The sequence below is a fragment of the Paenibacillus sp. J31TS4 genome (assembly GCF_018403265.1).
Lineage (GTDB): Bacteria > Bacillota > Bacilli > Paenibacillales > NBRC-103111 > J31TS4.
Genome location: NZ_BOSI01000002.1, coordinates 809,932 through 836,428 on the forward strand (window position 1 = coordinate 809,932; position 26,497 = coordinate 836,428).

The window sequence follows — 26,497 nt, forward strand, 5'->3', positions numbered from 1 at the left end:
CGGCTTCCTTAAACAGGGAGCCGTCCAACTTATTCAGTCGGTCTATTGACTTTTTTTGTCGAAAGTGGGATACTACGTTTAGTTGAATAGCGCCTTTAAAATCAGTCCCGTGAGGCTGGCAAGGTGATCGAATGAATACGCTGCGAGCGTCCTTTCATGCTACCCGTATACCCTTAGCAGGGAGACGGACAGGACAGCCGCACCTTCAGACCCCCTTGTCCTTCGGGCAAGGGGGTTTTTGCGCGGCAGCGGGGCCGGGAGCCGAGAGGCAAACGGTTTCCCACGCGATCGAAGGATCACTTTGCGGGTAAAGGCGAAAAGCAAGGCAATCAAGCGGGTTCCCCCGCCAAACAGGAGGAGACAGCGATGGTCGTCCAAGAACAGCATGTTCTGCTCGACGAAACGGCGATGCGACGAGCGCTCACCCGGATCGCCCACGAAATTCTGGAGAAGAACAAGGGCGTCGACGGATGCACGCTCGTCGGGATCCGCACGCGAGGCATCTACCTGGCAGGCCGGATCGCGCAGCGCATTCAAGAGATAGAAGGCGTGCCGGTGCCCGTCGCGGAGATCGACGTCACCCAATACCGAGACGATCGAAGGAACGAAGGGGACGCGAGCAACGCTCTGCCGGAGAAGCTCTCGGTGGAGAACAGCAAGATCATCCTCTGCGACGATGTGCTCTTCACCGGGCGCACGGTGCGGGCCGCCATGGATGCCTTGATGGACATGGGCCGTCCCCAGCTTATCCAGCTCGCTGTCCTTATTGACCGGGGGCACCGCGAACTGCCTATCCGCCCGGACTACGTCGGCAAGAACGTCCCTACCTCCAAGCTGGAAGAAATCGTTGTCCGGCTGGCGGAAGTGGATGGAAGCGACCAGGTCGTCCTATTCAACCGAGGAGGAGGAGAAGCTTAATGCAGCTGAAGACGCTGGAACAACGCCATCTGCTTGGTTTGAAAGACAAGAGTGCATCGGAAATTACCGAGCTGCTGGACCGGGCCGCTTACTGGGAGCAGAGCGGCAACAAGCTCGATCCCTGGTTCCAAGGTTTCTTTGTAGCGAACATGTTCTTTGAGAACAGCACCCGGACGCGCTTCTCGTTCGAGGTAGCCGAGAAACGGCTTGGCGTACAGGTGCTGAACTTCGCGGCCGCCGTCTCGAGTGTCCAGAAGGGCGAATCGATCTACGACACGGTCAAAACGCTGGAGGCGATGGGCATTCATGCCGGCGTCATCCGGATGAAGCCGAACGGCCTGCTCCAGCATCTGGCGGAGCATGTGAAGATCCCGCTCATCAATGCGGGAGACGGAAGCAACGAGCATCCGACGCAGGCGCTTCTCGATCTGTATACGATGCGCAAGCACTTCGGCCATCTGAGAGGCCTGAAGGTCTCGATTATCGGAGATATCTCCCACAGCCGCGTCGCCCGTTCCAATCTGTGGGCACTCCGGACGATGGGGGCGAGCGTCCAGCTGTGCGCCCCGGAGTCGATGAGAGCCACGGAGCTCGCCGAATTCGCCCCTTATGTCACGATGGACGAGGCGCTGAACGCCGACGTCGTCATGATGCTGAGGGTGCAGCTCGAGAGGCACGAGGAGAAGGCGTTCTCGACGCCCGAACAATATCGGAGCAGCTACGGCCTTACCGTCGAGCGGGAGCGCAAGCTGAAGGATCACGCGATCATCATGCACCCGGCCCCTATCAATCGGGGCGTCGAGATAGACGACGAGCTAGTGGAACACCCCCGCTCCAAAATTTTTGCCCAGATGGGGCACGGCGTTCCGGTCCGCATGGCCGTTATGGAACGAGCGCTGTCCTGACGTTTAGGAGCAGCCGGTCACCAATACAACACTAGAGGAGGCACTTATGGGACTCTGGATTATCAATGGCAGCATCCTGGAAGGACAGGAACTGGTGCGGAAGCATCTTTACGTAGAGAACGGCAAGATTGTCAGATTCAGCGAGGAGGAAAGCCCCGCTACGGAAGGGCATGAGGTGCTGGATGCGCAGAGCCGCCTCGTTGCGCCAGGACTTATCGACATGCACGTCCATCTGAGGGAGCCGGGCTTCGAGCACAAGGAGACGATCGCCACCGGCACCCGGTCTGCGGCGCGCGGCGGGTTCACGACCATCGCCTGCATGCCGAATACGCGGCCGGTGATCGATACGGTCGAAACCGTCAACTTCGTCCGGCACAAGGCCGAGACGGAAGGAGCGGTCCGGGTTCTCCCCTACGGCTGCATCACGAAGAACGAGCTCGGCCGTGAGCTGACGGACTTCGAGGCGCTGAAGGAAGCGGGCGTCTTCGCCTTCACCGACGACGGCGTCGGCGTGCAGAGCGCCCAGATGATGAAGGACGCCATGGCTAAGGCTGCCTCGCTGAATGTGCCGATCGTCGCCCACTGCGAAGACAACACGCTGGTCGAAGGAGCGCCGGTCGCCGAGGGCGAGTTCGCCCGCCGCAACGGCCTTAAGGGCATCCCGAACGAGTCAGAAGCGATTCACGTCGGCCGGGACATCCTGCTCGCGGAAGCGACAGGCGTTCATTATCACGTCTGCCACGTCAGCACCGAGCAGTCCATCCGCCTCATCCGCCAAGGCAAGCAGGTAGGCGTCCGGGTAACCGCTGAGGTTTGCCCGCACCATCTGCTCCTCTCGGAAGAGGACATTCCGGGCATGGATGCCAACTGGAAGATGAATCCGCCGCTTCGTTCCCGCAAGGACGTCGAGGCGTGCATCGAGGCGCTGGAGGACGGTACGATCGACATTATCGTTACCGACCACGCGCCCCACAGTGAGGAAGAGAAAGCCAAGGGCATGCAGCTCGCCCCGTTCGGCATCGTCGGCTTCGAGACGGCGTTCCCGCTCTTGTACACCCACTTCGTGAAGACCGGCCGCTGGACGCTCGGCTTCCTGCTCGAGAGGATGACCAGCAAGCCCGCGGAGGTGTTCGGCCTGGCATCCGGCACGCTCGCAGAGGGCGCGGATGCGGACATTGTGCTGATCGACCTCGAGTCCGAGAAGGAAGTGAACCCGGACGAGTTCCTGTCCAAGGGGCGGAACACACCGTTCACCGGCTGGAAGCTCGCCGGCTGGCCGACGGCCACCCTCGTCGGAGGCAAGATCGTCTGGTCGGAGAAGCAGGCATAGGATCGGCAAGAGCGAGGCAATTAGGCTAGGTTTAGATAGAGAATACGCGCAAGCAGGCATTTCATACAGGATAGAGCGAAGGAGCGATGAGCATGCAGGCAAGATTGTTATTGGAAGACGGAACGCTGTTCACCGGCAAGGCGTTCGGCAGCGACGGCGAATCCACCGGCGAAGTGGTTTTCAATACGGGCATTACCGGCTATCAGGAGGTTCTCTCCGACCCGTCCTATTGCGGACAGATCGTGACGATGACCTATCCGCTGATCGGCAACTACGGAATGACGCGCGACGATTTTGAATCGATCCGGCCGTTCGTGAACGGGTTCGTCGTCCGCCGCCACGAGGACATTCCGAGCAACTGGCGCTCCGAGTACACGGTAGACAGCTTCCTCAAAGAATACGGCATCCCCGGCATCAGCGAGATCGACACCCGCATGCTGACGCGGATTCTGCGCCACTACGGCACGATGCGCGGCATTCTGACAACCTCGAACAAATCGGTCGGCGAGCTGCAGGAGCAGCTGAACGCGATGACGCCGGTAACCGATCAGGTGAGCCGCGTGTCGACCAAAAGCATCTTCCACTCCCCGAGCTTCGGTGAGCGGGTCGTGGTCGTGGACTTTGGCTCCAAGAGCGGTATTATCCGCGATCTGGTCCAGCGCGGCTGCGACGTCACGGTTGTGCCGCACGACGTGACGGCCGATCAGATCCGCCGGATCAACCCGGACGGCATCATGCTGTCGAACGGTCCTGGGGACCCCAAGGACGTGCCGTATGCGGCAGAGATGATTCGGTCGCTGCTCGGCGAGTACCCGATCTTCGGCATCTGTCTCGGGCACCAGCTGCTGGCGCTCGCTTGCGGCGCGGACTCGACCAAGATGAAGTTCGGCCACCGCGGAGGCAACCATCCGGTGAAGGATCTGAGCACAGGCCGCTGCTACATCACTTCGCAGAACCATGGCTACACCGTTCTGGACGAATCGATCCAGGGAACCGGGCTGGAAGTGACCCACATCAACAACAACGACGGCACGATCGAAGGCTTGAAGCATACGAAGTATCCGGCTTTCTCGGTTCAGTACCATCCGGAAGCCGCTCCGGGGCCATTCGATTCGAGCTACCTGTTCGATGATTTCATCGCTTCGATCCGCGAGTTCAAGAAGAACAACCCGCTGCCGCCGCGCCAGGCGATCATGCTGGCCAACAGCCGCGCAGCCCAATCCGGGGCGCAAGCCGCCGAGTCGAAGGGGGAATTGACTTATGCCAAAAAATAAAGACCTGAAAAAAATTCTCGTGATCGGCTCCGGTCCGATCGTCATCGGACAAGCGGCGGAGTTCGACTATGCCGGTACCCAGGCTTGCGAAGCGCTCAAGGAAGAAGGCATGGAGGTTGTCCTGATCAACAGCAATCCGGCTACGATCATGACCGACACAAACATGGCCGACAAGGTCTACATCGAGCCGATTACGCTCGACTTCGTCACCCAAATCATCCGCCAGGAGCGTCCGGACGGCCTGCTGCCGACGCTCGGCGGCCAGACCGGCCTCAACATGGCGGTCGAGCTCGCCCGCCACGGCGTGCTGGAGCGCGAGAACGTGAAGCTGCTCGGCACCCAGCTGACGGCCATCGAGAAAGCGGAGGACCGCGATCTGTTCCGCGATCTGATGCGCGAGCTGGACCAGCCGGTGCCGGACAGCACGATTGTCACCACCGTGCAGGAAGCGGTCGACTTCGCGAACGAGATCGGCTACCCGATCATCGTCCGTCCGGCTTACACGCTCGGCGGAACGGGCGGGGGCATTACGGACAACGAAGCCGAGCTGATCGAGACGGTCAAGTCGGGCCTGCGCTACAGCCCGATCGGCCAGTGCCTGATCGAGAAGAGCATCGCCGGCATGAAGGAAGTCGAGTATGAGGTCATGCGCGACGCGAATGACAACTGCATCGTCGTCTGCAACATGGAGAACTTCGATCCGGTCGGCGTGCATACCGGCGACAGCATCGTCGTCGCGCCGAGCCAGACGCTATCGGACCGCGAGTACCAGATGCTCCGCTCCGCATCGCTCAAAATTATCCGCGCGCTGAACATCGAAGGCGGCTGCAACGTGCAGTTCGCGCTCGACCCGCACAGCTACCAATACTATGTCATTGAAGTCAACCCGCGGGTAAGCCGCTCTTCGGCTCTCGCCTCCAAGGCGACCGGCTACCCGATCGCCAAGATGGCCGCCAAGATTGCGATCGGCTACACGCTCGACGAAATCATGAACCCGGTCACTGGGCAAACGTACGCATGCTTCGAGCCTACGCTCGACTACATTGTATCCAAAATCCCGCGCTGGCCGTTCGACAAGTTCACGAGCGCGAACCGCAAGCTGGGCACCCAGATGAAGGCGACCGGCGAAGTCATGGCGATCGGCCGTACCTTCGAGGAGTCGATTCATAAGGCGATCCGTTCGCTCGAGATCGGCACGCATCGGCTGTACCTGAAGGAAACCGAGCACATCGACACCGAGACGCTCGAGATGCGCCTCAAAAAGCCGGACGACGAACGGCTGTTCCTGCTCGGCGAAGCATTCCGCCGCGGCTACACGGTCGAGCAGCTGCAGGATCTGACCAAGATCGACTGGTGGTTCCTGACGAAGATCGAGAAGCTGATCCGTTTCGAATTCGAGCTGCAGCAGGAGGATCTGTCGCGCGAGCTTCTGCTTGAGGCGAAGCGCAACGGCTTCACCGACCGTGCCATCGCCGAGATTCGGCGCAATGCGAACGTGCAGCTGCCTTATGTGATGGAGAACGAGGTGCGGGCCTACCGGCTCGAGCAGGGCATCAAGCCCGTCTACAAGATGGTTGACACCTGCGCGGCCGAATTCGAGGCGACAACGCCGTACTACTACTCGACCTACGAGACGGAAGACGAAGTACAGGACAGCGACAAACAGAAGGTTGTGGTGCTCGGCTCGGGTCCGATCCGGATCGGGCAGGGGATCGAGTTCGACTACTCGACCGTCCACGCGGTATGGGCCATCCAGCAGGCCGGCTACGAGGCCGTTATTATCAACAACAACCCCGAGACGGTATCGACCGACTTCAACACCTCGGACCGTCTGTACTTCGAGCCGCTCTTCTTCGAGGACGTCATGAACGTCATTGAGCGGGAGCAGCCGGTCGGCGTCATCGTCCAGTTCGGCGGACAGACCGCTATCAACCTGGCTGCGCCGCTCGCCAAAGCCGGAGTCCGCATTCTGGGCACCGATCTGGAAAGCATCGACGCCGCCGAGGACCGCAAGAAATTCGAAGCGCTCCTCAGAAGCCTGAACATCGCGCAGCCTCCTGGCGGCACGGTCACTTCCGTCGATGATGCGGTAGGGATCGCCTCCAAGTTCGGCTACCCGGTACTCGTGCGTCCGTCGTACGTTCTGGGCGGACGGGCGATGGAGATCGTCTACTCCGACGCCGAGCTGCTGAGCTACATGGAATACGCGGTGAAGATCAATCCGGAGCATCCGGTTCTCATCGACCGCTACATGCTGGGCAAAGAGGTCGAGGTCGACGCGATCTGCGACAAGGAGACCGTCCTGATTCCGGGCATTATGGAGCATATCGAGCGGGCGGGCGTCCACTCGGGAGACTCGATCGCGGTTTATCCGCCGCAAACGCTCAGCGACAACATCAAGGAGCAGATCGTCGACATCACGACGAAGATCGCCCGCGGCCTCGAGGTCGTCGGTCTGGTGAACATCCAGTTCGTCATCTTCCAAGATCAGGTGTATGTCATCGAGGTGAACCCGCGCTCGTCCCGGACGGTTCCGTTCCTTAGCAAGGTAACGAACATCCCGATGGCGAATGTGGCTACCCAGCTCATCATGGGCCGGAAGCTCAAGGACCTCGGCTACGAAGGCGGCCTGTGGAAGGAAGACGATCATGTCTCCGTCAAGGTGCCGGTGTTCTCGTTCGCCAAGCTCCGCCGGGTCGACACGACGCTCGGACCGGAGATGAAGTCGACCGGGGAAGTCATGGGCCGCGACATCAGCTTCGCCAAGGCACTGTACAAGGGCCTCATCGGCTCTGGTATGAAGATTCCGCCGACAGGCTCGATCATTGCGACGGTAGCGGACAAGGACAAGGAGGAAGCGGTAGAGATTCTGCGCGGCTTCCACGACATGGGCTACAAAATCGTTGCGACGGGCGGAACGGCCAAGGCGCTGCAAAAGGCAGGCCTGACGGTGAACAAAGTCAACAAGCTGAGCGAGGGCTCGCCTAACATTCTGGACCTGATCCGCAACGGAGAGGCGCACTTCGTTGTCAATACGCTGACGAAGGGCAAGACGCCGGAGCGCGACGGCTTCCGGATCCGCCGCGAGGCGGTCGAGAACGGCGTCGTCTGCATGACCTCGCTCGATACGGTAAGGGCGCTGCTCGGGATGCTGGAGACGATCAACTTCTCATCCCGTCCGATGCCGGTACACGAAGCGGTTCAACAGCCGTTCGTCTTCTCCCAGGAAGGCTAACGGCGGCCGCTTCGGCGGCTTGACGGAACGATCGCTTCAGGAAGCTAGTGCCGGCCAGGCAGAAGGAGATAGAAACCGTGCAGACAGACAACAGCTTCACGAAGAACCGGTCGGGTCGGATCGGGCAGGTCATGGTGGCGCTGGATTATCCGGACGCCGCCTCGGCCGAGCGGCTGCTCCGGCAGCTCGAAGGCATCCCGTGCTACATGAAGGTAGGCATGCAGCTGTATTACGCTGCGGGCCCGTCCTTCGTCGCCGGGTTGAAGGAGCGCGGTTACAAAGTATTCCTCGACCTCAAGATGCACGACATACCGAATACGGTGAAGGGCGGAGCCGAAAGCATCACCCGCCTGGGCGTGGATATGTTCAACGTACACGCGGCGGGAGGCGTCCGCATGATGGAAGCGGCGCTTGAGGGCGTCGACAAGGCAGGCGGCGCCCGGCCGCTCGTCATCGGCGTCACGCAGCTGACGAGCACCGACCGGCGGACGATGAACGAGGAGATCGGCATCGACGGTCCGGTCGAAGACTGCGTCCTGCGCTATGCCAAGCTGACGCAGCAAGCGGGGCTTGACGGCGTGGTAGCGTCCCCCGTGGAAGTAATGCGCATCAAGCGGGAGCTGGGAGAAGGCTTCGTGACCGTCACGCCGGGCATCCGGCCAAAGGGAGCGGACATCGGCGACCAGGCGCGCGTCATGACGCCGGCCGAGGCATTCGCCCAGGGAACCGACTATATCGTTGTCGGCCGCCCGATTACCGGTGCGGACGACCCGCGGCAGGCATTGGAATCGATTGGGAAGGAGCTGGCATCGGAATGAACGAAGCAAAGAAGCAACTGGAGGAGCAGATCGCCTCGGCGCTTCTGGAGATCGGGGCGGTCGCGCTGCGGCCGGAGGAGCCGTTCACCTGGACCTCTGGTCTTAAATCGCCGATTTACTGCGACAACCGGCTGACGATGTCGCATCCGTCGATCCGGGAGCAGATTGCGGAGGGCTTCGCCTCGCTGATCCGCGAGAAGTACCCGCAGGCTGAGGTCATCGCAGGAACGGCGACCGCCGGCATCCCGCATGCGGCTTGGGTAGCCCAAAAGCTGAACCTGCCGATGATTTACATCCGCGACAAGGCAAAGGGACACGGCAAGCAGAACCAGGTGGAGGGGCAGCTGAAGCCCGGCCAGCAGGTCGTCGTTATCGAAGACCTGATCTCGACCGGAGGCAGCAGCCTCAAGGCCGCACTGGTCGTGAACGAAGCCGGCGCCCGGACGCTCGGCGTCGCGGCAATCTTCTCGTACCAGTTCCCCAAAGCGGCGGCCGCGTTCGCCGAGCACGGCATTCCGCTCGATACGCTGTCCAACTATACGGCGCTGCTGGACGTGGCGGCGGCCAAGGGGATTATCGCGCACGACCAGCTGGACGTGCTGCGCAAGTGGCGCGAGGAGCCGGAAGCCTACGGCCAAGCGTAAGGCAGTAGCGCCCCGGAGCGAGCGAAGCGCGGCGGCAGCGTCGTGAAAGAGACGCCAGCGCCGCTGCCTGCCGGCTCATGCACGGAGCTAACAAAAAAACACCTCTTTTGCAGGAACCGGTCGGTCGGTTCCGCGAAAGAGGTGTTTTGTTTGTCAGCACATAAACTTATGCACGGCCTGCTGGCTTAATGGCAGTCCGGCATGTTTTCCGCGAACAGCACCTGGCTGCCGTTGAATTTGATGAGCGCTTGCGGCTGCTGCGCCTCCGGTTCTTTGGCCGCCCCCGAATCCTGGGCGTACACGCCGGCTGCAACAAAAAGACCGGCCGCCAGCAGCATATAGCTCCATTTCCACTTCATGGCCAACCCCGCCTTTCTCTCCATATCCTGTTACCGTCAGCATATCACAAAACCGATTAAAACACTAGGAAAAATAACCTATAGCTTGGCCGAAACCGAAGAGCATATTTTCGGTCAAGCTTCATTAGGATAGAGGAACGGTTCGAAAGGGACTGGACAGGGTGTCAAGAGGTACGGCAAGGGTTCGCTTCGATGCTTGGCACCTAAAACGATTGGCTGCTATAGCCGTCCCCGTCCGCACCTTTTGGCGGCCGCGGCGTAGGATAAAAAGAGCCCTGTCTCTCCGGCAGAAGAGAAGGGGCCCCGGCTCACAGCAGGTCGTTACTTGCCGAGCAGAAAGGTTTGATAGACCGTCCAGCCCCCGTTGTCCATTTGGTAGAGCAAGTGAAGGCGGTCGATCTGAAACGTCTCGCTGACGCTTGCATTCTTCAAGCTGGACAATACGTCGTGGAATTCGTCGTCGCCGAGCTTTTGCCCAACCGTTACGTGAGGGACGTAATGGTAAGACTGCTCCTTTACTGCAAGCGGTCCGCTGCAGACCGCGTCATGCAGAGCCGTCAGCTTGGACGGATCTTCGGTCGCCAGGTAGATGACGTTGGCGACTGGCGCAAAGGACGAGAAACGGTTGAACGTTACAGGGAATGGGGAAAGTCCCGAAACCGTTTGCTCGAGATGCCGAACGGCTTCCTCCAGACGCCCTTCTTCCCATTCTTCTGCGTCCCGCACGGTCAGGTGGGGAGGAATCCGGTCATAATGCGGATCGTATCGCTTGCGATAGCTGTTGGCGAGGTCCTGAATGTCCTTGGAAGGAAAAACGACGATACCGTATTTCATGCGAATAGCCTCCTTGGCGCTCGAATAAAATCGTTGTTCTATTATACCGCAATTTGCCCCGCTCTAACACCGACCGCCGGCCCTGGCCGTATGCGGGCCGTTCCTGTCTCACCGGGACCACATCCAATAGAGTAGGTGATGGGATGAACCGAAAAGTCCACAGCAAGGAAATCCACGAGGCCGTGCTGGCCCGCCTGAACGAAAGAGGCGTCAGGCTCGAGGAAATTGCGGAAATCGTCTATGTCATGCAGCGGCCGTATCATCCTCATTTGACGCACGCTGCCTGCCTCGACAGTGTGAAGGCGGTGCTGGGTAAGCGGGAGCTGCTGCACGCCCTGCTCGTCGGCATCGAGCTCGATATGCTGGCTGAGAAGGGGATGCTCTCGGAGCCGCTGCAGTCGCTGGTCGAGGCTGATGAAGGGCTGTTCGGCTGCGACGAGACGCTCTCCCTCGGCGCCGTGCTCGGATACGGCAGCATAGCGGTGACGACGTTCGGGCATCTGGACAAACACAAGGTAGGCGTCATCCTGCGGCTCGATACGAAGCAGGGGGATGGCGTCCATACCTTCCTGGACGACCTGGTGGCCGCGGTCGCCGCCTCCGCTTCGAGCCGCATCGCCCACAAAAGCCGGGACTGGCAGGAAAGCGAGGAAGAGCAGGCGGGAGAATCGGAAACCGGCGAATCGGGCGGCGCAGCCGGTTAAGACAAAAAAGGACTCTGGGGAAGTAAGGAATGCTCTCCTTCCGGTTATGCTATGAACAAAGAGACGCCGGCAGGAAAGGAAGGAGAGCTCAGCTATGCGAAAGTGGATTTATTGGGCAAAGCTGTACGACAGCAAATTCCAGGCAGGATGCCTCGCGAAGCGGATGGAGGAGGACTGGTGGATCTACGGCTACGAATGCCCCCAGACGGTCGAAGTGTTTCGGTCCAGGCGCGGCAAATTTGGCGTCCGTTACATGAGATAACCGAATCGGGCAATTTTTTCTGCTATTTCCATTGACAACACCCCTATCTATCCTGTATATTTATTTTTGTCGCTGCTATTAGTGTCGCGGGGTGGAGCAGCCCGGTAGCTCGTCGGGCTCATAACCCGAAGGCCGCAGGTTCAAATCCTGCCCCCGCAACCAATTTTTTTTTGTCTTTTTAAGGGCCTTTAGCTCAGTTGGTTAGAGCGGTCGGCTCATAACCGATTGGTCGGGGGTTCGAGTCCCTCAGGGCCCACCATACGAAGGCTTTTTTTGATCGAATCTATCGATCACATGCCGGGGTGGCGGAATTGGCAGACGCACAGGACTTAAAATCCTGCGGTAGGTGACTACCGTACCGGTTCGATCCCGGTCCTCGGCATTTTCGTCCCTTCTTCCCAGCCGTTTAGGGAACAAACAGGCGATAGAGTCGCGCTTGCGAACAGCAAGCCGAATGAAACGGATAAGAACAGCACCTCTTTCAAGCAGATACTCGTTCCCAAACGAGAAGCGCTTGAAAAGGTGCTTTTTTCATTTCTCGTCAATCTGCCGTTTCCAGATTGGCCCATCTTTGGTACAATCGTTCGTGAACCGGGAAAGCAGGAAACAGCGTGTCATATCGATAGCTAAATTCTTAGCAACGAATAAAAAGAATGCGCTTACATAAGTCGGGAAAGCAAGGGAGAGGGCGAACCGTGTTTGCGATAGGCCCCATGTCGTACCGCAAAAAGCTGCTGGCGTTTTCGCTGATGCTGGGAATCGTGCCGGTCCTCGTGCTCGGAACGGTCTCGATGAATCTGTTTGGACGGGTGCTGCAAAAGGAGGTCAACCTGCATCAACAGAGCCTGCTCAAGCAGCTGCAAATTCAGATGGACTCCTCGATCGGCTGGATGGACCAGCTGTCCGTCTCTCTATCCCTCAATCCAACCGTGCAAAAAATTGCAGAGCGGGGCCTCTCGATGGAATCGCTTGAGCTCTCGGTCCAGTTCATGACCGAGCTGCATAATGTAGTCGCCTCCTCGGACATGCCAATCGATATCTCGGTTGTCATGCCTCGCCATAACGCGGTTTACTCCCATAGAGCCGGCATGAGCCGTCAGCTTGCTTATCCCGATACCGAGCTGCTCAAACTGCATTGGACCGGCAGTGCCACCTCCTACAAAATTCCGCCTCGGACATTCCAGGGACAGAACGAGCTGCTCATTGTCCGTCCCATTCCGCTTAATTCCTCGTCGCCGAACGGCCTGCTCGTCTTTCGCCTGGATACGCAGCGTTGGGGTGACGCGATCGTGAGGAGCCAGCTGCCGCCGAACCGCAGCCTGATCATTCGCGATGACGAAGGCCGAGAGGTCGTCATCGGTGAAACGTGGAGCGATAGCCGGCAGGAGGAGCGCACCCGCGATCTCAAGCGTATGCTGCCGGAGGCGGGAGCCGTTCCTAGCCGGGTGGAGCTGGCCGGCGAGACGTTCATGCTCACTTCCGTCACGTCCTCTCTGAACGGCTGGACGTACGTGGTGGCAGCCTCCGCCCGCGAATGGTCGGCCCAGGCGGACAACCTTCGGATCGTCTGCTGGATCCTGGTCCTCTGTATCGCGCTTCTGTGGGGTGCCGTAGCCATCTTCGCCTCCGGACACATGTTCGCCCCGCTGCAGAGGCTTGCCCATAAGGTACTTGGCCGCGAGACGGGAGCCGCCGGCACCGACCTGCTGGCTGCGTTGGACCGGTCCGTACAAGAGATGCGGCAGGCGAACAGCCGGATGGCCCACCGGCTGGATGAGCAGCGGCCGATCGTGGAGGAGCACCTGCTGCACCGTCTGCTCCGCGGCTTCGGTGCGCCGGATGGGGCGGACGACAGCGTGCAGACGCTTCTTGCGAAGCTGCGCGGAACGGCCTTTTGCGTCGGCGTCATCGAGATAGATCGATACTCCCAGCTCCGAAAACAATACGACGAGGCGAATCTCGCCTTGTTCCTCTATGCGCTGCGGAAGTGGACCGAAGAGAGCGCAGAGGCTCACCGGACGGCGCTTACTTTGTCGCCCCAGCCCGGCCAGGTCGTCTTCCTGATGGGCTTTGCAAGCCCGGACGGGGAGGCGGACGAGACGGCTCGAAGCTTCGCGATCAGCCTATGCGCCGAGGCAAGGCGGTTTTTTCCCTTCACCGTCTCTGTGGCGCTGTCTCAGACCCGAACGGGGAGCTCCGCCATCTCGGCGTCTTACCAGGAAGCCCATGCTCTACTCGCCTATCGTCTGGCATTAGGCGAGTCCGCCATTGTGTTGCCCGAGCATGTCCGGGATATGGACGCCTCGCTGCGTGATCTGATCCGCATGGAGAGGGAGGTGGTAGCCGCTCTGGTTCAGGAACGCTATGACGAGGCTCGCGAACGGCTGAGCGCCTTTGTCGGGCGGGCTTCGCACCGGCTGCAGCGCACGGACGCCGTAGCCGGGCTGCTCGTTCACCTCGTCGGCGAACTGGATCACAGCCTGCAGGAGCTTGGGATCGAGCTCGCGGAGGGAATCGCCCGTGACGCACGCAGGCGTACACGCTGACCTGCCACGAAGAGCTCCAGGCGTGGCTCGAAGCGGCGAGCTAAGCATCAAGGAAATCTCGGACCGGCTGCGCTACACCTCGGTAGCGAACTTCACCCGTATTTTCAAAAAAAGCACGGGACTGACGCCGGGAGCCTATCGCGACCTCGTAGACGCTGGAACGGAGCCGGGGCCCTTGTTGCCTCTTGAGCGTCCTCCCAGATTGGGCTGACTTCTACCGCAGTCGGAGGGCCTGGCTCCTTCCCTTCCTAGCAATAGCACATTCCCACCACGGCCGTTCCTTCTTCTGGAGCGGCCGTTTCGTTTTTACGGTCCCTTTTATCCGTTGGTTCGGGTCGTTGTCTTTTGGTAAACCGCTAGTTACAAAGAGAAAATTGAAGGATAGAGGCGTTCCTGCCAAGATGAAGAGGCCGGTTATGCGCAGCAGGTCAGCGAAGAACGACGGAACCCGAGAGTTGGATGATAAAGAGGAGGAGAAACATGAAAACGCTTCCTATTACGAAAAGCGCTCTGGCGCTTCTGCTAATCGGATCGCTTGCCCTAAGCGGCTGCGGCAAGCAGGCCGAGCAGCCAGCCGGCGGAGCCGGACAGAAGGAAGGCGGCACGGCGGCGGCGACGAACGGCAAAGAAAAGCTAGATCTGAACTGGTTCATCAACGCCCCGCCGAGTACGAATCTGCCCGAGCCTGCCAAGGACTTCGTCCTGCAGACGATCCAGCAGAAGTTCAACGTGAACCTCAAGGTCACCTACATGGCACCAAACGATTACAATACGAAGCTGAACGCTCTCCTGGCCTCCACGCCTCCCGACATGTGGAGAGACATGAACGGCGACGGGGGGAACAAGTACGCGGTCGACGGGCTTCTCGCCGATCTCACTCCCTTTATCTCTCCCACGACGATGCCGAACTATTTTAAGCATTGGACGACCGAAAGCGAAGTGAAGAATTACCAGATTCAGGGCGGGTTCTATCGGGCTCCTCTGCCTTATGTGAAGATGAGCTATCGGATGTTCTACATACGCAAGGACTGGCTGGATAAGCTCGGGCTATCCATGCCGAAGACCTATGACGAATACGTCAACGTACTGAGAGCGTTCACCTTTCAGGATCCGGACGGCAACGGCAAACAGGACACGTACGGGTTCTCTACCTCCGGAGGAGGCGCGAACCTTGGCTACGAATGGCCGGAGCTGCTGAAATACGGGTTGCTGTTCCCATCCTTCATCGAGAACAACCATTGGGTCGATCCGACGCTCAGTCCCAAGATGCAGCAGGTGCTGGACGACGTCGCCAAGCTGACACAGGAGAGGGTCATCGACCCCGACTGGTACTTGAACAAATCCCCGCAGCATATCGAAAAAGCGATCCAGGGCAAGGTAGGGGTCGTCATGGGCGTGACAAGGGACTTCGCTTACGACAATGTCCCGACAAGTCTGCAGTACCGCTCCAAGCTCATCAATCCGAAAGCCGACTGGCGTCCGTTCACGATGGTCGGGGATACGCCGATCATGACGAAAACCGGGCCCAGCAACCCGTTCCTCTTCCCGAAGACGGTTGCCGAGAAGAATCCGGAGAAAATTGCCCGCAGCGTCGAGATTCTGGATTGGCTCGCGTCGGAGGAAGGCTACTTGCTGACCCATTACGGGCAGGAAGGGAAGCATTACACCCGGGAAGGCAAGACGATCAAGCTCAATACGGAAGCGTACAGCAACGATGTCGTCAAGCAGGGCGATTTTCTGCGGATCTGGTCCTTCTTCACGAACGAGAATCACCAGCCGGAAGTGTTCGGCTTGACCGTGATCTCGGAGGGCGAGACCGACCGCGACAGGGAAATCCTGAAGTTCCTGACCTCCCAGCCCGCCAAGAGCTATCTCGGCGCTTCTCTGCTCCCGCCTTCCGGGTTCGATCTGGCCGGCTTCCGCAAGCGTCAGAACGAGCTGTTCTCCAAGGCGATCTTCGACGACAAGTCGGGCAAAAACTGGCCTAAGTACCTGGAAGAACTTATGACGAAATACAAAGGAGCCGAGCTGGTCGAGAAATACGACCAGGACCTCAAGGCAGCCGGCATTTTGAAGTAGCCGTTCCTGCATGCGGCCGAAGGAGAAAGTCTTATATTCGATCGGGATAGGAGGAACATCCATGCGAAAATGGCTGATCGCTGCCCTCGCTCTTGCACTTGCGGTCTCACCGGGCTTGCCCGCGCAGGCCGCAAGCGGCGCGGGAGCGAATGCCCGTCAAGAAGCGGGTTCCGTCTCCAAGCCCCTTATCGAGCATTCCCAGACGAAATGGAAAGTGCTGCCGAAATGGACGGAGGCTCCGGTCATCGACGGTTTGTTGAACGAACCGGCCTGGGGCGGGGCGTCTGAGCTGGACGATTTTCGAACGGCGTACTATAACGAGCCGTCGGGCAACGGGCCGGTCTACAAGGCGGCGTTCGACCAGGAGACGTTGTACATCGGAGGCTCCTTCGACTCCGCGGATAAACCGCTGCTGGAGAAAATCGAAATTCTGGTCAGCACCGCTTCCTCGGGGGAAGCGCATCATGTGATCAGTCTGCCGGTCTCCCTGCTTGCCGTGCCGACCAAAACGGACTGGAACGTCGGCAGAGAGTTGGCGAAGGAAAATCCGCAGCGGACGGAGGTGCAGACGTTCGCCCACGGGACGGCGGATGCCGAAGGGAGAACCTATATCGAGGCAGCCATTCCGCTCGCCTCCTTGGGAGCGGGAGCGGTCGCGCCGGGGACCGAGTGGCGAATGAACATCGTACACGTTTACCGCATCAACACGAAGCCGCTATTGTCGTGGGTTCCGATCCGGACCTCCAACTATTGGGACACCGGGGGAATCGTGAATCTGAAGGCGAATGTCGTAGACGAAGGCCGGCTTGGCAGCGTCTTCTTCGAGCGTCCGCCGGTTGGGCAGCCATGGACGCCTCAGGAGACGGAATGGCGATATGCCGGCTTCACCGAGAAAGTGTTGAGTGTCAAACGGATGAATGCCATTCATCCGGTCAAAACGACGTTTGAGGTGCAATGGAAGACGCCCACATCGAACTGGCGAACGCTAGAGACCGTCGTCCCGGAGATGGCGGGAGACCGCTGCACGCTGACGATCCGGCATCCCGAGCCGCTGGAGAACGGGCTGTACCAGCTCAAGGTGATTGCTATGCGGGATAACGGTCCCGCGGATGGCTACTTTACGATCGTTACCTTTGACCGCAGCGGCATGATCGCAGCTGGGATCGAGCAGGCCCGGCTTGGTCTGCCTTCGGATGGGGATGCTATCGTCCCCCCGGCGCCCGCCTCCGCGGAGGTGGAGGCTGTCATGGCCGTCATTCCGGACCGGACGGGGTTCATTTTTACGGGGCTGCCCGAGATGCCGGAGCTGCATCCTTACCAGCTGTATACGTTATCTTCCGACCGCCGGAGCATGGTCGCGGCCAAAACGAAGACTGTCTATCCGAACGAACGGTATCCGGAGACGAAATCGATGACGGCCGTCAACCGCAAAGGAGAGACCGTCGACTATCCGTACTATGAGGATGCCGAAGGAAAGCGGTATTTCCTATCCGCTCACCTCTGGTATCTGCAGAAAGACTGGGCGGTGGCGGAGACAGAGAAAATCGCCAAAAAGGATCCGCTGGGCGCGGCCCGTCTGCTGCTCGCATTCGCAGAAAAATACGAGGGCTACGTACCGACAACCGACTATATCTGGCACAACTATCCGATCAGCATCGATTCAGGTCCGCCCTATAACTACTGGGGCGGCATGTGGTACCGCTGGTCGGCCGGCGAGCTGAACAGCCTCCGCCCGCTGCTCCGCGCCTACGAGCTCGTGAAGAAGACGAACGCACTTCAGGTGCTGAGCCAGGAGAAGGGAATCGACGTGGAGAAACAGCTGGTTGAGCAGATGATCGTGCCTTCGGTGGACTATATTCTCAGCTATCCCGGCATGCTCAGCAACATGAACTATACCCAGTGGCTCGGACTGATCGACGCGAGCAGAGCGATCCGAGAACCGGACTACATTCATCTGGCGTTCGAATGGATGCGTGCCTATATGGAAACACAGTTCCTCTCGGACGGCTATTGGAAGGAGGTGGCACCATCCTACCACGTCCAGTCGACGAACGGTCTCGGAACGGCCGCCGCCGCCCTGAACGGCTACAGCGATCCCGCAGGCTACGTATCGCCGCGGTCGGGAGTCCGGTTCGACAATCTGCAGCTGCAAAGCAACTATCCGATCATCCAAAAGTCGCTCACCAACAACAACCTGCTCGTCTATCCGGACGGGAAGCTGCTGCCTATCCAGGATTCCTGGGCGGCCGACAAGTCGCCGGCGCCGATGCTGGACGCCGGGTCGCTGCTGATGCCGGCGGCCGGTATCGGCAGGCTGGCGGACGGCAAGGGCGCGGACCAAACCCAGCTGTATCTCCAGTTCGCGCCCAAATACGGCCATAACCATTACGATCCGCTGCAGCTTAATCTGTATGCCCGGGGCCAAGAGCTGCTGCCGGATATCGGCTATACGTATACGAAATACCGGGAATTCTCCTTATCCACTATGGGGCACAACACCGTGGTCGTCGACAGCCATGATATGGAGATGAGTGCGGACGCCAAGCATGGCGGGAGCATCCAGACGTTTGCTCCGTCCGGTCTCGTGCAGGTCATGCGTGCGGATCAGAGCAACGCTTATACGGCAGTTGACCGGTACAGCCGGGAACCGTGGTCCATTCCGTTCCCGGGTGCGGACAACGGACAGGGCTATGTCGTGGACCTGTTCCGGGTATCCGGCGGCAGCCGGCACGAGTACACGCTCCAGGGGGATGCCAATCGGGACGCCGAGTTCCGGACCGATCTCGCCGCCGAGCCTTACGGGCCGTATCTGCTCCCGCCCGGCACCCAGGTTCGCGAGCCGGAGCAGTTCAACGACCGCGGCGATGCCGAGGGCCATTATTACGGCTATATCGGCGTCAAGGACGTCCGCAAGGTCAGCTTGACGGACGACCGGTACGACGTCACGCTGGCTACGTCCGAGGGAGGAGCGGAGAAGGCGAAGCTCAAGATTACCGGTTTGCTCGAGCCGGGCAGCAACGAGCTGTTTCTCGCTCGCTCGCCGTCACTTCGTTCCACGCGGCTTCTCGGGCGAAACGGCGATACGAACGACGAGGCGGCCAAATACGATATGCCGAAGCTGGTGCTGCGAAGGGAAGGCACCGGCCTGAAGAGCACCTTCGTGACGGCGATGGAGCCGTACCAGGGGACGGCGGGGCCGATTATCGAGTCGATCGAGCGGCTGACGCCGGCTTCCGGTCCCGAAGGGGCCGTGGCGGTCCGGGTGACCTACGGCGATACGACGGATATCCTGCTCAGTGCCCCGGGAGGCAGCGAAGAACCTCTGGTCGTGGAGGATTTGACGCTGCAGGGAGAGATGGGTTTCATCCGGCTGGTCAACGGCACCGTAGCGTCGATGCAGCTGATCGGCGGCACCCGGCTGGCCAAGGGCAGTCATGTCCTTACCGGAGAAGGACCCGCGGCGGGAACGATCACGGCCACGAAGCGGAGAGCGAACGGCGATGCCTATGACGGGGTCGTTACGGATGCGCCGTTCCGCTCAGAGACGGCGGCAGCGGTCAAGGGAAGGTATGTAGTCGTCACCCATCCGGATGCGACCACGAACGGCTACCGGATTCAGGAGATGCGGGATGAGGGAGGGCGTGCGGCAATCGTCTTCGCGGAGCATGATCCTGGGTTCGACCTGCAGCCGGACGGCTCCTCGAGCATGGCGTTCTATCCGGCCAAGTCGTGGACAGGAACGCACACGTTCCGGGTCGACAACGTCGAGGTGCTCGATACGAACCCGCTGCAGGCGGTAAGCATTGAGGCCTCCAGGAAGGAGCTGCTGCAGGGCGAGACGGCGGCGCTGTCCGTTTCGCCGGTGCTTCGGGACGGCCGGCCCGCTCCTGCGGCGGCGGTTCAGACGACGTACACAAGCAGCGACCCGGCCGTCGCGGAGGTCGATGCCTCCGGCACGATTACTGCGATAGGGGATGGCTCCGCGCTGATTACGGTCTCCGTTTCCTACAACGGGACGACGAAGACGGCTGAGGTGTGGATGACCTCGCAGGCCCGCGACTACCAAGCGGCCGGCTTCATCGATCTGCCGGTTCGGGAGCAATCGGCGCCGACCCTGTATGTGGGAGGCTCGAACACGGTTCAGTTCGAGGCGAACGAGGCGGGAGGGTCCATTGCCTTCGAGTTCGAGACCGGCAAGGAGGCGGTCTACGAGGTCGGCATCAAGCCGTTCCTGGCCGCCAGCTACGGCATATACAAAGTGCTGCTCGACGGAGAGGAGACGGAGACCGTCAACTTCTATGGGACGACGGGCGCCTCCAACGTCTTCCTCCCTGTCGGGACGAAGGCGCTATCTCCCGGCAAGCACACGCTTACCTTCGTGAACGCCGGTAAGGACGCCCGTTCCTCCAACTTCAAATTCGGGGTGCGGGAGCTGGAATGGAAGGAACGGGCGCTGGACGCTCCGCCTCTTAGCTTTTCTCGCGAGGCTGCCCAAGCAAGTGAGGCGGTTGTGCTCTCCTTTCCGGACGCTCCGGATTGGCGAGCCGGCCTCGTCGGCGTGAGCGTGAACGGGGCGGAACTGGTGCCGGCACTCTACTCCGCTCAGCCCGGGTCGGTCACGTTTGCGCCGGGTGCACTCGGCGAAAGCGGGAGCAAGCGGGTCGTTCTCCGGTCAGCCGGCTACCGGCCGGCCGGCGCGGAGATGCAGCTGCTCGGCTCCTCCGCACTCGCGGAGCTGACGATCGACCAGGGGTCATTCGTTCCCGCCTTCCGCCCGTCCGAGCGGGACTACGCCGTCTCTGTCGGCCCCGATATGGCGGCGGCGACGATTACGGCCCGCGCGCTGCAGCCGGATGCCGCCATCACGTTCGCCGGTCAATCCTTCACCGGAACGGCGGAGCAGACCGTCGCGCTGCATCCCGGGGCAAACGAGCTGCCGATCCTCGTGACTGCTTCGGACGGAGGCACGTCGGCGTACCGGCTGGCCGTCTACCGAAGCGAGCGGCAGGCCGGATCAGCCGGCACGGTGACGGGCACGGTCTACGGCCCGGGGAACCGGCCGGTGGCAGGCGCCAAGGTGTACGTGTCCGGCTACGCTTCGGCGGCCGTGTACACGGATGCAACCGGGGCGTATCGGCTGCCGGACGCCCCGGCGGGTCCCCGGCGCCTGGCCGTGACCGCTCCCGGGTATACGCCTTATCTATCCGACGTCTTCACGGTGCCGGCGGGAGGAATGGCTGTCGTCGACGCCGTGCTCGGCGACACGATGCCGCCGTCGCTTGAGGTGACGCAGCCGTATGTGGCGGCCGGCAAGCCGGTCTATGTATCGGCGCCCGAGCCGCTCCGGCTGCTCCTCGTCCCCGAAGGGACCCCGAGCGATCCGGCTTCGCTGGAAGCGGCGGCGGCCGGGCCGAACGGCTCGTCGGCGAATGTGCCGGCCGGTCCGCGCGAGGAGCTGCCGACCGCCGGGATGTCCGCGGGACGGTACGCGCTGTACGGGCTTGACCAGGGCGGGAACCTCTCCGCCGCGCCGGTGAGAATTACACTTATCGAATCGGGCCTCGACACCTTGGACAACGATTATCCGCTCATCGGGTACACCGGCCAGTGGCAGGCATATTCGGGCAATTACATCGGCGGGGAAAGTCTCCTGTCGAGAAGCACCGGAGCCGTCGCCGAAATTCCGTTCTACGGGGCGGAGGCGCAATGGATCGGTGCTCGGAACGGTATGTACGGTATCGCGGAGGTGTATCTAGACGGAGTATTCGTCAAGAAGGTCGATCTGTACAGCCCCTCGCTGCAAACGAAGCAGGAGCTGTATGGGACGGGGCCGCTCGCGCCGGGCGTGCATGTCCTCCGGATCGTCGCCTCCGGCGAGAAGAACCCGGCGTCCACCGGAACGCTCGTTTCCTTCGACGCTCTGCGGGTTACGGACCTGGGGCTGGAACGGCCAGTGCTCTCGTCCGTCACGGCCGGGCCTGTTGCGGCGGGAACGCCGGTTGCGGCAACGAGCTCTACGGACGGCATGCTGTACCTCGTGGCGTCTGGTACCCAACCGAACCGGACCGCTCTGGAGCAGGCCGTGACGACTGTCGGGGAGGCGGTATACGGAGTCAAAGCGTCTGCACTCGCCGGGGTGCCTGCGGAGCTGCCGACCGCGGGCATGGTGCCGGGTAGATATACCGTCTTCGCCGTCGGGACGGATGGCGGGGTGTCCGCAGGTTCGGACCCGATTGCCGTCATCGATCCGGCTCAGAACGCCGTTGACAGCGACAGTCCGCTGGTCACCTACTTAGGCAGCTGGACGACCGTCAAGGACGCCCGCATGTATGGCGGCAGTGAGAGAATCGGCACCGCGCACGGTGCAGTCGTCGACATTCCCTTCTACGGGACGCGGGCGGCTCTATACGGGACCAAGGCTTCGAACGGAGGCCTGGCGGAGATCTACGTGGACGGGGTGCTTGCAGCGAACTACGATTACTACTCGGGAGGCACCGGCGTCCCGCATTCCCTTCTATGGGAAATAGGGGACCTGCCGCCGGGTCCGCACACGCTGCGCATCGTGAACACGGGGCAGAAGAATCCGCTCTCGGTTAATACGTGGATCCGTTTCGATGTCCTCCGGACGGAAGGGAGTGCTTCCTGACGGACCTGCGCTGGCGACTCACACACAAAAGACCCGCCTGCCGGCGGGTCTTTTGTGTGTGACGGGAACGGCACGGGGCGCGAAGCTGTCGCCGAGAGGGCAGCGCTTCTCTGCCAGCGGCCGCTCCTGTTCGCGACGGCAGTTTGGGCGGGTACCGGCCTCCGTCAACGGGTGGAGGACGACGAGCCGTTATCCGGCTTGTGATCCTTCTTGTGCGACTCCAGGAAGCCGATGGCCTGGTGCACCATGCCGGCTGCCTCGGACCGCGTGACCGCGTCCTTCGGGCGGAAAAAGCCTTCCTTGTCGAGATTGGCGAGCCGGGTGAGCAGCAGCTGTTGGATGCTGCCGGCGTAAGCCGGGTCCAGCTTGTCTTGATCGGTGATGTTGATATACATCATGATCATCGGGAAGGGTCCTTCCAGATTGACGGCGCTGACCAGCAGATGGGCGAACTGCTCGCGGGTCATCGGCTGATTCGGGTCGATGCTCCGGTCGAGCGGCAGGCCGTTCAACTTGGCGATGACGAATGCTTCGGCATACCAGGCGTTGTCGGCGACCTTGTCGAACGAATCGCTTGCCTTGGGCTCTTTGATGAACCGCAGCGAATCGATGTTCAGCCCGAGTCCCTTTACGATCAACTGGACCGCTTGGGCGGACGTCATCGTTCCTTTCGGATCGAATAGGTCGTTGCCGATGCCGCTTACAACGCCGCGTTCCTCCAAGGCGCGGATCTGCGCCTCGTAAGGATCGCCGGCCGTATCGGAAAAAGCGAACGCGGACGAGGACAGAGTCAGGCCCAGCACGAGCGCCAGCGGGAGGACCATTCTGCGTTTGTTCTTCATGTTCTCACCTCCTGTAACGATAGACGGGGCTGTCTATCCAAATGTTGCAACTTGTTTGCAACCTCGTGAAGAGCCGCGTATACTGGTGTCGAAAAGGAGGGAACCGACGATGAACCAAGCATTCCGATTGGCAATGGGGGAGGACCGGGTGCTGCGGGGAGATTTGTATCCCGCCAAGGGCACGTCAAGAGGGACCTTACTGATTTGCCACGGCTACAAGGGCTTCAAGGATTGGGGCATGTTTCCGTATGCCGCCGAACAGCTGAGCGAAGGGCTGGACGTTCTCGCCTTCAATTTTTCTTATAACGGGATCGGCGAGGAGCCGGACACCTTCACGGAGCTGGAGAAGTTCGCGCGCAATACCTATAGCCGGGAGCTGGAGGACATGACGTTTCTGATGCGCACGCTCGAAGCGGGAGCACTGCCGACCGAACGGAAGCCGCTGGCATCCCCGCTATTTCTGCTTGGCCACAGCCGGGGCGGCGGCGTCTGCCTTCTGTACGCCTTCGACCATCCGGAGCAGGTGGCGGGCGTCATCAGCTGGAACGGAATTACCGACGTAGATCTGTTCACGGACCGGGAAAAGGAACAGATGCGGACGGCAGGCCGGTCCTACGTCGTCAACGCCCGGACGAAGCAGCAGATGCCGCTCGACAAGGAGATCTTGGACGATCTTGAGCGCAATCGCGAGCGGTTCGCCATCTTGGAGCGGGCCGGGGATTCCCGAGTGCCGGCCGTGCTCATTCAGGGCGAGAAGGATCATCCTCGCCTGCTTGCCGGCTCGGAGGAGCTGACGCGCCGCCGTCCCGACATTTCCTGGCTGAAGATTCCGGGGGCGAACCATACGTTCAACGCCAAGCATCCGCTTAGGGAAGTGCCGCGCGAGCTGGAGCAAGCGATCGAGCTGACGGCGCAATGGATCTCTTCGCAGCTGGAGGGAGCAGGCACGGCCTCTCTATGAACGGCAGGTTTACGCAGGTGCCCGTTGGGGTAATGGTTGCTAGGTCGTTTTGCTAGAGACAGGAGGAGAGAGAGTCCGCCGGCGAGCGGACATTGCTAGAGTGGGGGTCATTTCATGGTGAGGAGAACAAAAGCGGCGGCGTGGGGGAGCAGTCCCTTCGTGCTGTTCACCCTGCTGCTATGGATGAAGATGCTGCTGCTGCGGTATTTTTTGTTCGGGACGATCGGTTGGCGGGGAGCGGCCGTCGACTTGGGAAGCGTCATTGTGCTCACGGGTCTCGTGGAGCTGGTGACGCCGATCCGCGCGAAGCGCGCGGTCTATTGGAGCCTAAACGGATTGCTGTCCGTCGTGTTTCTCGCGGCGGCCGTCTACTTCCGGCACTTCGGTTCCGTTGTCATTTATACGTCCTTGTTTGAGGTCAAGCAGCTGGCGCAGGTGTCCTCTAGCGTCAAAACGACGCTTCGGCCGGAGCATATCCTGTTTTTTGCCGATTTCGCTATCGGCTGGATTCTCGTAAACTATCTCAAGAAACAAGGAAAGAGCCGGTACGGTGTCCTGCAGATCAGCCGGCTGGCGGCGGCCGTCCTGCTTCTCGTTGGCGCTGCGTCCTCGATGAAGCTGGTCAGGGCGGAAGGCCAAATTGCCAACGAGCTCGTTCGAGCGGAGAAGCTCGGCTTCCTGAACTACGAGACGGCCGTTCTGCTGAACGGCAAGAAGGAAGAAGAATCCAGGCTGACGAGCACGGAGCAGGCGCACCGCATCGCACAGCGGTTGCAGGCGCACTACGGGTACGGTCAACCGACAGGTCCGGTCGAGCACCCCGCTTATTTTGCCAGCCAGGAGGGCAAGAACGTCCTGGTCTTGCAGCTCGAGGCGTTCCAGGCGTTTCCGCTGCATCTCAAGGTCGGCGGGCAGGAGGTGACGCCGAATCTGAACCGGCTGATGCAGGAGAGCTTTACCTTCTCCCGCATCTTCCAGCAGATCGGGCAGGGCAATACGTCGGACGCGGAGTTTCTCGCAAATACGTCCATCTACCCGACGGGGACGATTGCCATGTCGACCGGGTACGGCAACCGCGAACTGCCGAGCCTGCCCAAGCTGCTTAAGGAGAGAGGCTACGAATCGCTGACGTTCCATGTCAACGCCGTCAAATTCTGGGACCGCGACAAGCTGTATTCGGCGATCGGCTTCGACCGGTATTACGACAAGCCGGCGTTCACGAACGACCGGTTCAACGAGTTCGGAGCGTCGGACGAGGAGCTGTTCCGGGTCGGCCTGGAGCGGCTGACAGAGCAGCAGCAGAGCGGCAAGCCTTTCTATGCCCAGATGGTCACGGCGTCGAGCCATCATCCGTTCAAGATACCGAAGGAAAAGGAGACGCTGGCGCTTCCGGAGAAACTGAGTGGAACCGAGATCGGAAACTACCTGCAGGCCGTCCATTACACGGACAGCGCTCTGGGGCAGCTGATCGAGGGCATGAAGGCAAACGGACTTTGGGACAATACGATGCTCGTCCTATACGGTGATCATTTCGGCCTCCAGCTCGAGGGCGACGATGTCGAGCTGCTCAAGCAGGAGCTGGGCATTCCGTACCATCCGCTTGTCAGCCGCTTTAACATTCCTCTCATCATCCATGCGCCGGGCGCCAGCCAGGGAACGGCATACGCCCGGGTAGGCGGCCAGGTGGACATCGCGCCGACGATGGCCAATCTGCTCGGCATTGCGTTGCCGGACGAGGACATGCTGCCGTTCGGAAGGGATTTGTTGAACAGCAAGCGAAATGTGGTGGGCATGCGGTATTATTTGCCGACGGGCTCGTTTTTCAACAACGAAATCCTGTTCATTCCCGGCGCTGGCTTCGAGGATGGCAAGGCCATCTCGCTCCATACGCTCGAGCCGGTCGAAGAGTTTTCTGCGTACCGCCAAGATTATGACTACATTCTCAAGCTGATGAAGCTGTCGGACGAATACGTCAAAGTGCTGCCCAAACGCGACGCCGCGGGGCAGCAAAAGGCATCTTCGGGGACGGCAGCGGCCAATTGACGGCAGCGATCGGTAGACGGCGACAGCCAGGCATAAACAAAACAGACGGCCTTCGAGGCCGTCTGTTTTGTTTATGGAGGTTTCCGCCTAGCAAAGA

The 26,497-nt window shown here is 60.6% G+C and carries 18 protein-coding genes and 3 tRNA genes; 18 read left to right on the forward strand and 3 right to left on the reverse strand.

Features of this window, described 5'->3' with window-relative positions:
* Positions 1 to 366 precede the first annotated feature (366 nt).
* From pyrR to pyrE, 7 genes are all read left to right on the forward strand, one after another.
* Positions 367 to 918, forward strand: coding sequence for a bifunctional pyr operon transcriptional regulator/uracil phosphoribosyltransferase PyrR (gene pyrR / locus KJS47_RS14430; protein ID WP_213525722.1), 552 nt, complete (start codon positions 367 to 369; stop codon positions 916 to 918).
* Positions 918 to 1,823, forward strand: coding sequence for an aspartate carbamoyltransferase catalytic subunit (locus KJS47_RS14435; protein WP_213525723.1), 906 nt, complete (start codon positions 918 to 920; stop codon positions 1,821 to 1,823). The genes pyrR and KJS47_RS14435 overlap by 1 nt, the downstream gene beginning before the upstream one ends.
* Positions 1,824 to 1,869: 46 nt before the next feature.
* A complete protein-coding gene (locus KJS47_RS14440; protein ID WP_213525724.1) occupies positions 1,870 to 3,153 on the forward strand; it encodes a dihydroorotase in 1,284 nt (427 codons plus the stop codon).
* A gap of 92 nt (positions 3,154 to 3,245) precedes the next feature.
* Positions 3,246 to 4,427 carry a carbamoyl phosphate synthase small subunit gene (locus tag KJS47_RS14445; protein ID WP_213525725.1) on the forward strand — a complete coding sequence of 394 codons (1,182 nt, stop codon included), beginning with the start codon at positions 3,246 to 3,248 and terminating at the stop codon, positions 4,425 to 4,427.
* On the forward strand, positions 4,414 to 7,662 hold the full coding sequence (gene carB / locus KJS47_RS14450) for a carbamoyl-phosphate synthase large subunit (RefSeq protein WP_213525726.1): 3,249 nt from the start codon (positions 4,414 to 4,416) through the stop codon (positions 7,660 to 7,662). The genes KJS47_RS14445 and carB overlap by 14 nt, the downstream gene beginning before the upstream one ends.
* Positions 7,663 to 7,793: 131 nt before the next feature.
* Positions 7,794 to 8,480 carry an orotidine-5'-phosphate decarboxylase gene (gene pyrF, locus KJS47_RS14455; protein ID WP_213525888.1) on the forward strand — a complete coding sequence of 229 codons (687 nt, stop codon included), beginning with the start codon at positions 7,794 to 7,796 and terminating at the stop codon, positions 8,478 to 8,480.
* Positions 8,477 to 9,124 carry an orotate phosphoribosyltransferase gene (pyrE, locus tag KJS47_RS14460; RefSeq protein WP_283772077.1) on the forward strand — a complete coding sequence of 216 codons (648 nt, stop codon included), beginning with the start codon at positions 8,477 to 8,479 and terminating at the stop codon, positions 9,122 to 9,124. The genes pyrF and pyrE overlap by 4 nt, the downstream gene beginning before the upstream one ends.
* Before the next feature lie 185 nt (positions 9,125 to 9,309).
* Here the strand turns inward: pyrE and KJS47_RS14465 are convergent, their stop codons facing one another.
* A complete protein-coding gene (locus KJS47_RS14465; protein ID WP_213525727.1) occupies positions 9,310 to 9,483 on the reverse strand; it encodes a hypothetical protein in 174 nt (57 codons plus the stop codon).
* A gap of 321 nt (positions 9,484 to 9,804) precedes the next feature.
* A complete protein-coding gene (locus tag KJS47_RS14470; RefSeq protein WP_213525728.1) occupies positions 9,805 to 10,317 on the reverse strand; it encodes a 2'-5' RNA ligase family protein in 513 nt (170 codons plus the stop codon).
* A 143-nt stretch (positions 10,318 to 10,460) separates the two neighbouring features.
* Here KJS47_RS14470 and KJS47_RS14475 point away from each other — a divergent pair, with 143 nt between their 5' ends.
* From KJS47_RS14475 to KJS47_RS14515, 9 genes are all read left to right on the forward strand, one after another.
* Positions 10,461 to 11,021, forward strand: coding sequence for a phosphatidylglycerophosphatase A family protein (locus KJS47_RS14475; protein WP_213525729.1), 561 nt, complete (start codon positions 10,461 to 10,463; stop codon positions 11,019 to 11,021).
* Positions 11,022 to 11,115: 94 nt separating this feature from the next.
* Complete coding sequence (locus tag KJS47_RS14480; protein ID WP_213525730.1) at positions 11,116 to 11,283, forward strand: hypothetical protein; 168 nt, start codon at positions 11,116 to 11,118, stop codon at positions 11,281 to 11,283.
* Positions 11,284 to 11,368: 85 nt separating this feature from the next.
* Positions 11,369 to 11,445: transfer RNA gene (locus KJS47_RS14485), tRNA-Met, on the forward strand.
* Between the two features lie 20 nt (positions 11,446 to 11,465).
* Positions 11,466 to 11,542, forward strand: a tRNA-Ile gene (locus tag KJS47_RS14490).
* A gap of 37 nt (positions 11,543 to 11,579) precedes the next feature.
* Positions 11,580 to 11,665: transfer RNA gene (locus KJS47_RS14495), tRNA-Leu, on the forward strand.
* A 313-nt stretch (positions 11,666 to 11,978) separates the two neighbouring features.
* Positions 11,979 to 13,829, forward strand: a complete 1,851-nt coding sequence (locus KJS47_RS14500) for a cache domain-containing protein (RefSeq protein WP_213525731.1) — start codon at positions 11,979 to 11,981, stop codon at positions 13,827 to 13,829.
* 22 nt (positions 13,830 to 13,851) lie between these two features.
* Positions 13,852 to 14,040, forward strand: a complete 189-nt coding sequence (locus KJS47_RS14505) for a helix-turn-helix domain-containing protein (RefSeq protein ID WP_213525732.1) — start codon at positions 13,852 to 13,854, stop codon at positions 14,038 to 14,040.
* Positions 14,041 to 14,309: 269 nt separating this feature from the next.
* Positions 14,310 to 15,908, forward strand: coding sequence for an extracellular solute-binding protein (locus KJS47_RS14510; protein ID WP_213525733.1), 1,599 nt, complete (start codon positions 14,310 to 14,312; stop codon positions 15,906 to 15,908).
* A gap of 61 nt (positions 15,909 to 15,969) precedes the next feature.
* On the forward strand, positions 15,970 to 22,554 hold the full coding sequence (locus KJS47_RS14515; protein WP_213525734.1) for a carboxypeptidase regulatory-like domain-containing protein: 6,585 nt from the start codon (positions 15,970 to 15,972) through the stop codon (positions 22,552 to 22,554).
* 164 nt (positions 22,555 to 22,718) lie between these two features.
* On the opposite strand, the gene KJS47_RS14520 is transcribed toward KJS47_RS14515, so the two are convergent.
* Positions 22,719 to 23,396, reverse strand: coding sequence for an S-layer homology domain-containing protein (locus KJS47_RS14520; protein ID WP_213525735.1), 678 nt, complete (start codon positions 23,394 to 23,396; stop codon positions 22,719 to 22,721).
* Positions 23,397 to 23,505: 109 nt separating this feature from the next.
* Here KJS47_RS14520 and KJS47_RS14525 point away from each other — a divergent pair, with 109 nt between their 5' ends.
* Positions 23,506 to 24,357: an alpha/beta hydrolase family protein gene (locus KJS47_RS14525; RefSeq protein WP_213525736.1), complete on the forward strand. Its 852-nt coding sequence runs from the start codon at positions 23,506 to 23,508 to the stop codon at positions 24,355 to 24,357.
* A 114-nt stretch (positions 24,358 to 24,471) separates the two neighbouring features.
* Entirely contained in the window at positions 24,472 to 26,400 is a 1,929-nt protein-coding gene (locus KJS47_RS14530; RefSeq protein WP_213525737.1) for an LTA synthase family protein, read from the forward strand.
* The last annotated feature ends 97 nt before the right edge of the window (positions 26,401 to 26,497 follow it).

Bases quoted from the DNA above. Each gene is read 5' to 3' on its own strand.
- KJS47_RS14440 (WP_213525724.1), top strand. From the start codon at position 1,870: ATGGGACTCTGGATTATCAATGGCAGCATCCTGGAAGGACAGGAACTG.
- KJS47_RS14510 (WP_213525733.1), top strand. From the start codon at position 14,310: ATGAAAACGCTTCCTATTACGAAAAGCGCTCTGGCGCTTCTGCTAATC.
- KJS47_RS14520 (WP_213525735.1), bottom strand. From the start codon at position 23,396: ATGAAGAACAAACGCAGAATGGTCCTCCCGCTGGCGCTCGTGCTGGGC.
- KJS47_RS14480 (WP_213525730.1), top strand. From the start codon at position 11,116: ATGCGAAAGTGGATTTATTGGGCAAAGCTGTACGACAGCAAATTCCAG.
- pyrF (WP_213525888.1), top strand. From the start codon at position 7,794: ATGGTGGCGCTGGATTATCCGGACGCCGCCTCGGCCGAGCGGCTGCTC.
- KJS47_RS14530 (WP_213525737.1), top strand. From the start codon at position 24,472: ATGGTGAGGAGAACAAAAGCGGCGGCGTGGGGGAGCAGTCCCTTCGTG.
- KJS47_RS14465 (WP_213525727.1), bottom strand. From the start codon at position 9,483: ATGAAGTGGAAATGGAGCTATATGCTGCTGGCGGCCGGTCTTTTTGTT.
- carB (WP_213525726.1), top strand. From the start codon at position 4,414: ATGCCAAAAAATAAAGACCTGAAAAAAATTCTCGTGATCGGCTCCGGT.
- pyrR (WP_213525722.1), top strand. From the start codon at position 367: ATGGTCGTCCAAGAACAGCATGTTCTGCTCGACGAAACGGCGATGCGA.
- KJS47_RS14470 (WP_213525728.1), bottom strand. From the start codon at position 10,317: ATGAAATACGGTATCGTCGTTTTTCCTTCCAAGGACATTCAGGACCTC.
- pyrE (WP_283772077.1), top strand. From the start codon at position 8,477: ATGAACGAAGCAAAGAAGCAACTGGAGGAGCAGATCGCCTCGGCGCTT.
- KJS47_RS14515 (WP_213525734.1), top strand. From the start codon at position 15,970: ATGCGAAAATGGCTGATCGCTGCCCTCGCTCTTGCACTTGCGGTCTCA.
- KJS47_RS14475 (WP_213525729.1), top strand. From the start codon at position 10,461: ATGAACCGAAAAGTCCACAGCAAGGAAATCCACGAGGCCGTGCTGGCC.
- KJS47_RS14445 (WP_213525725.1), top strand. From the start codon at position 3,246: ATGCAGGCAAGATTGTTATTGGAAGACGGAACGCTGTTCACCGGCAAG.
- KJS47_RS14435 (WP_213525723.1), top strand. From the start codon at position 918: ATGCAGCTGAAGACGCTGGAACAACGCCATCTGCTTGGTTTGAAAGAC.
- KJS47_RS14525 (WP_213525736.1), top strand. From the start codon at position 23,506: ATGAACCAAGCATTCCGATTGGCAATGGGGGAGGACCGGGTGCTGCGG.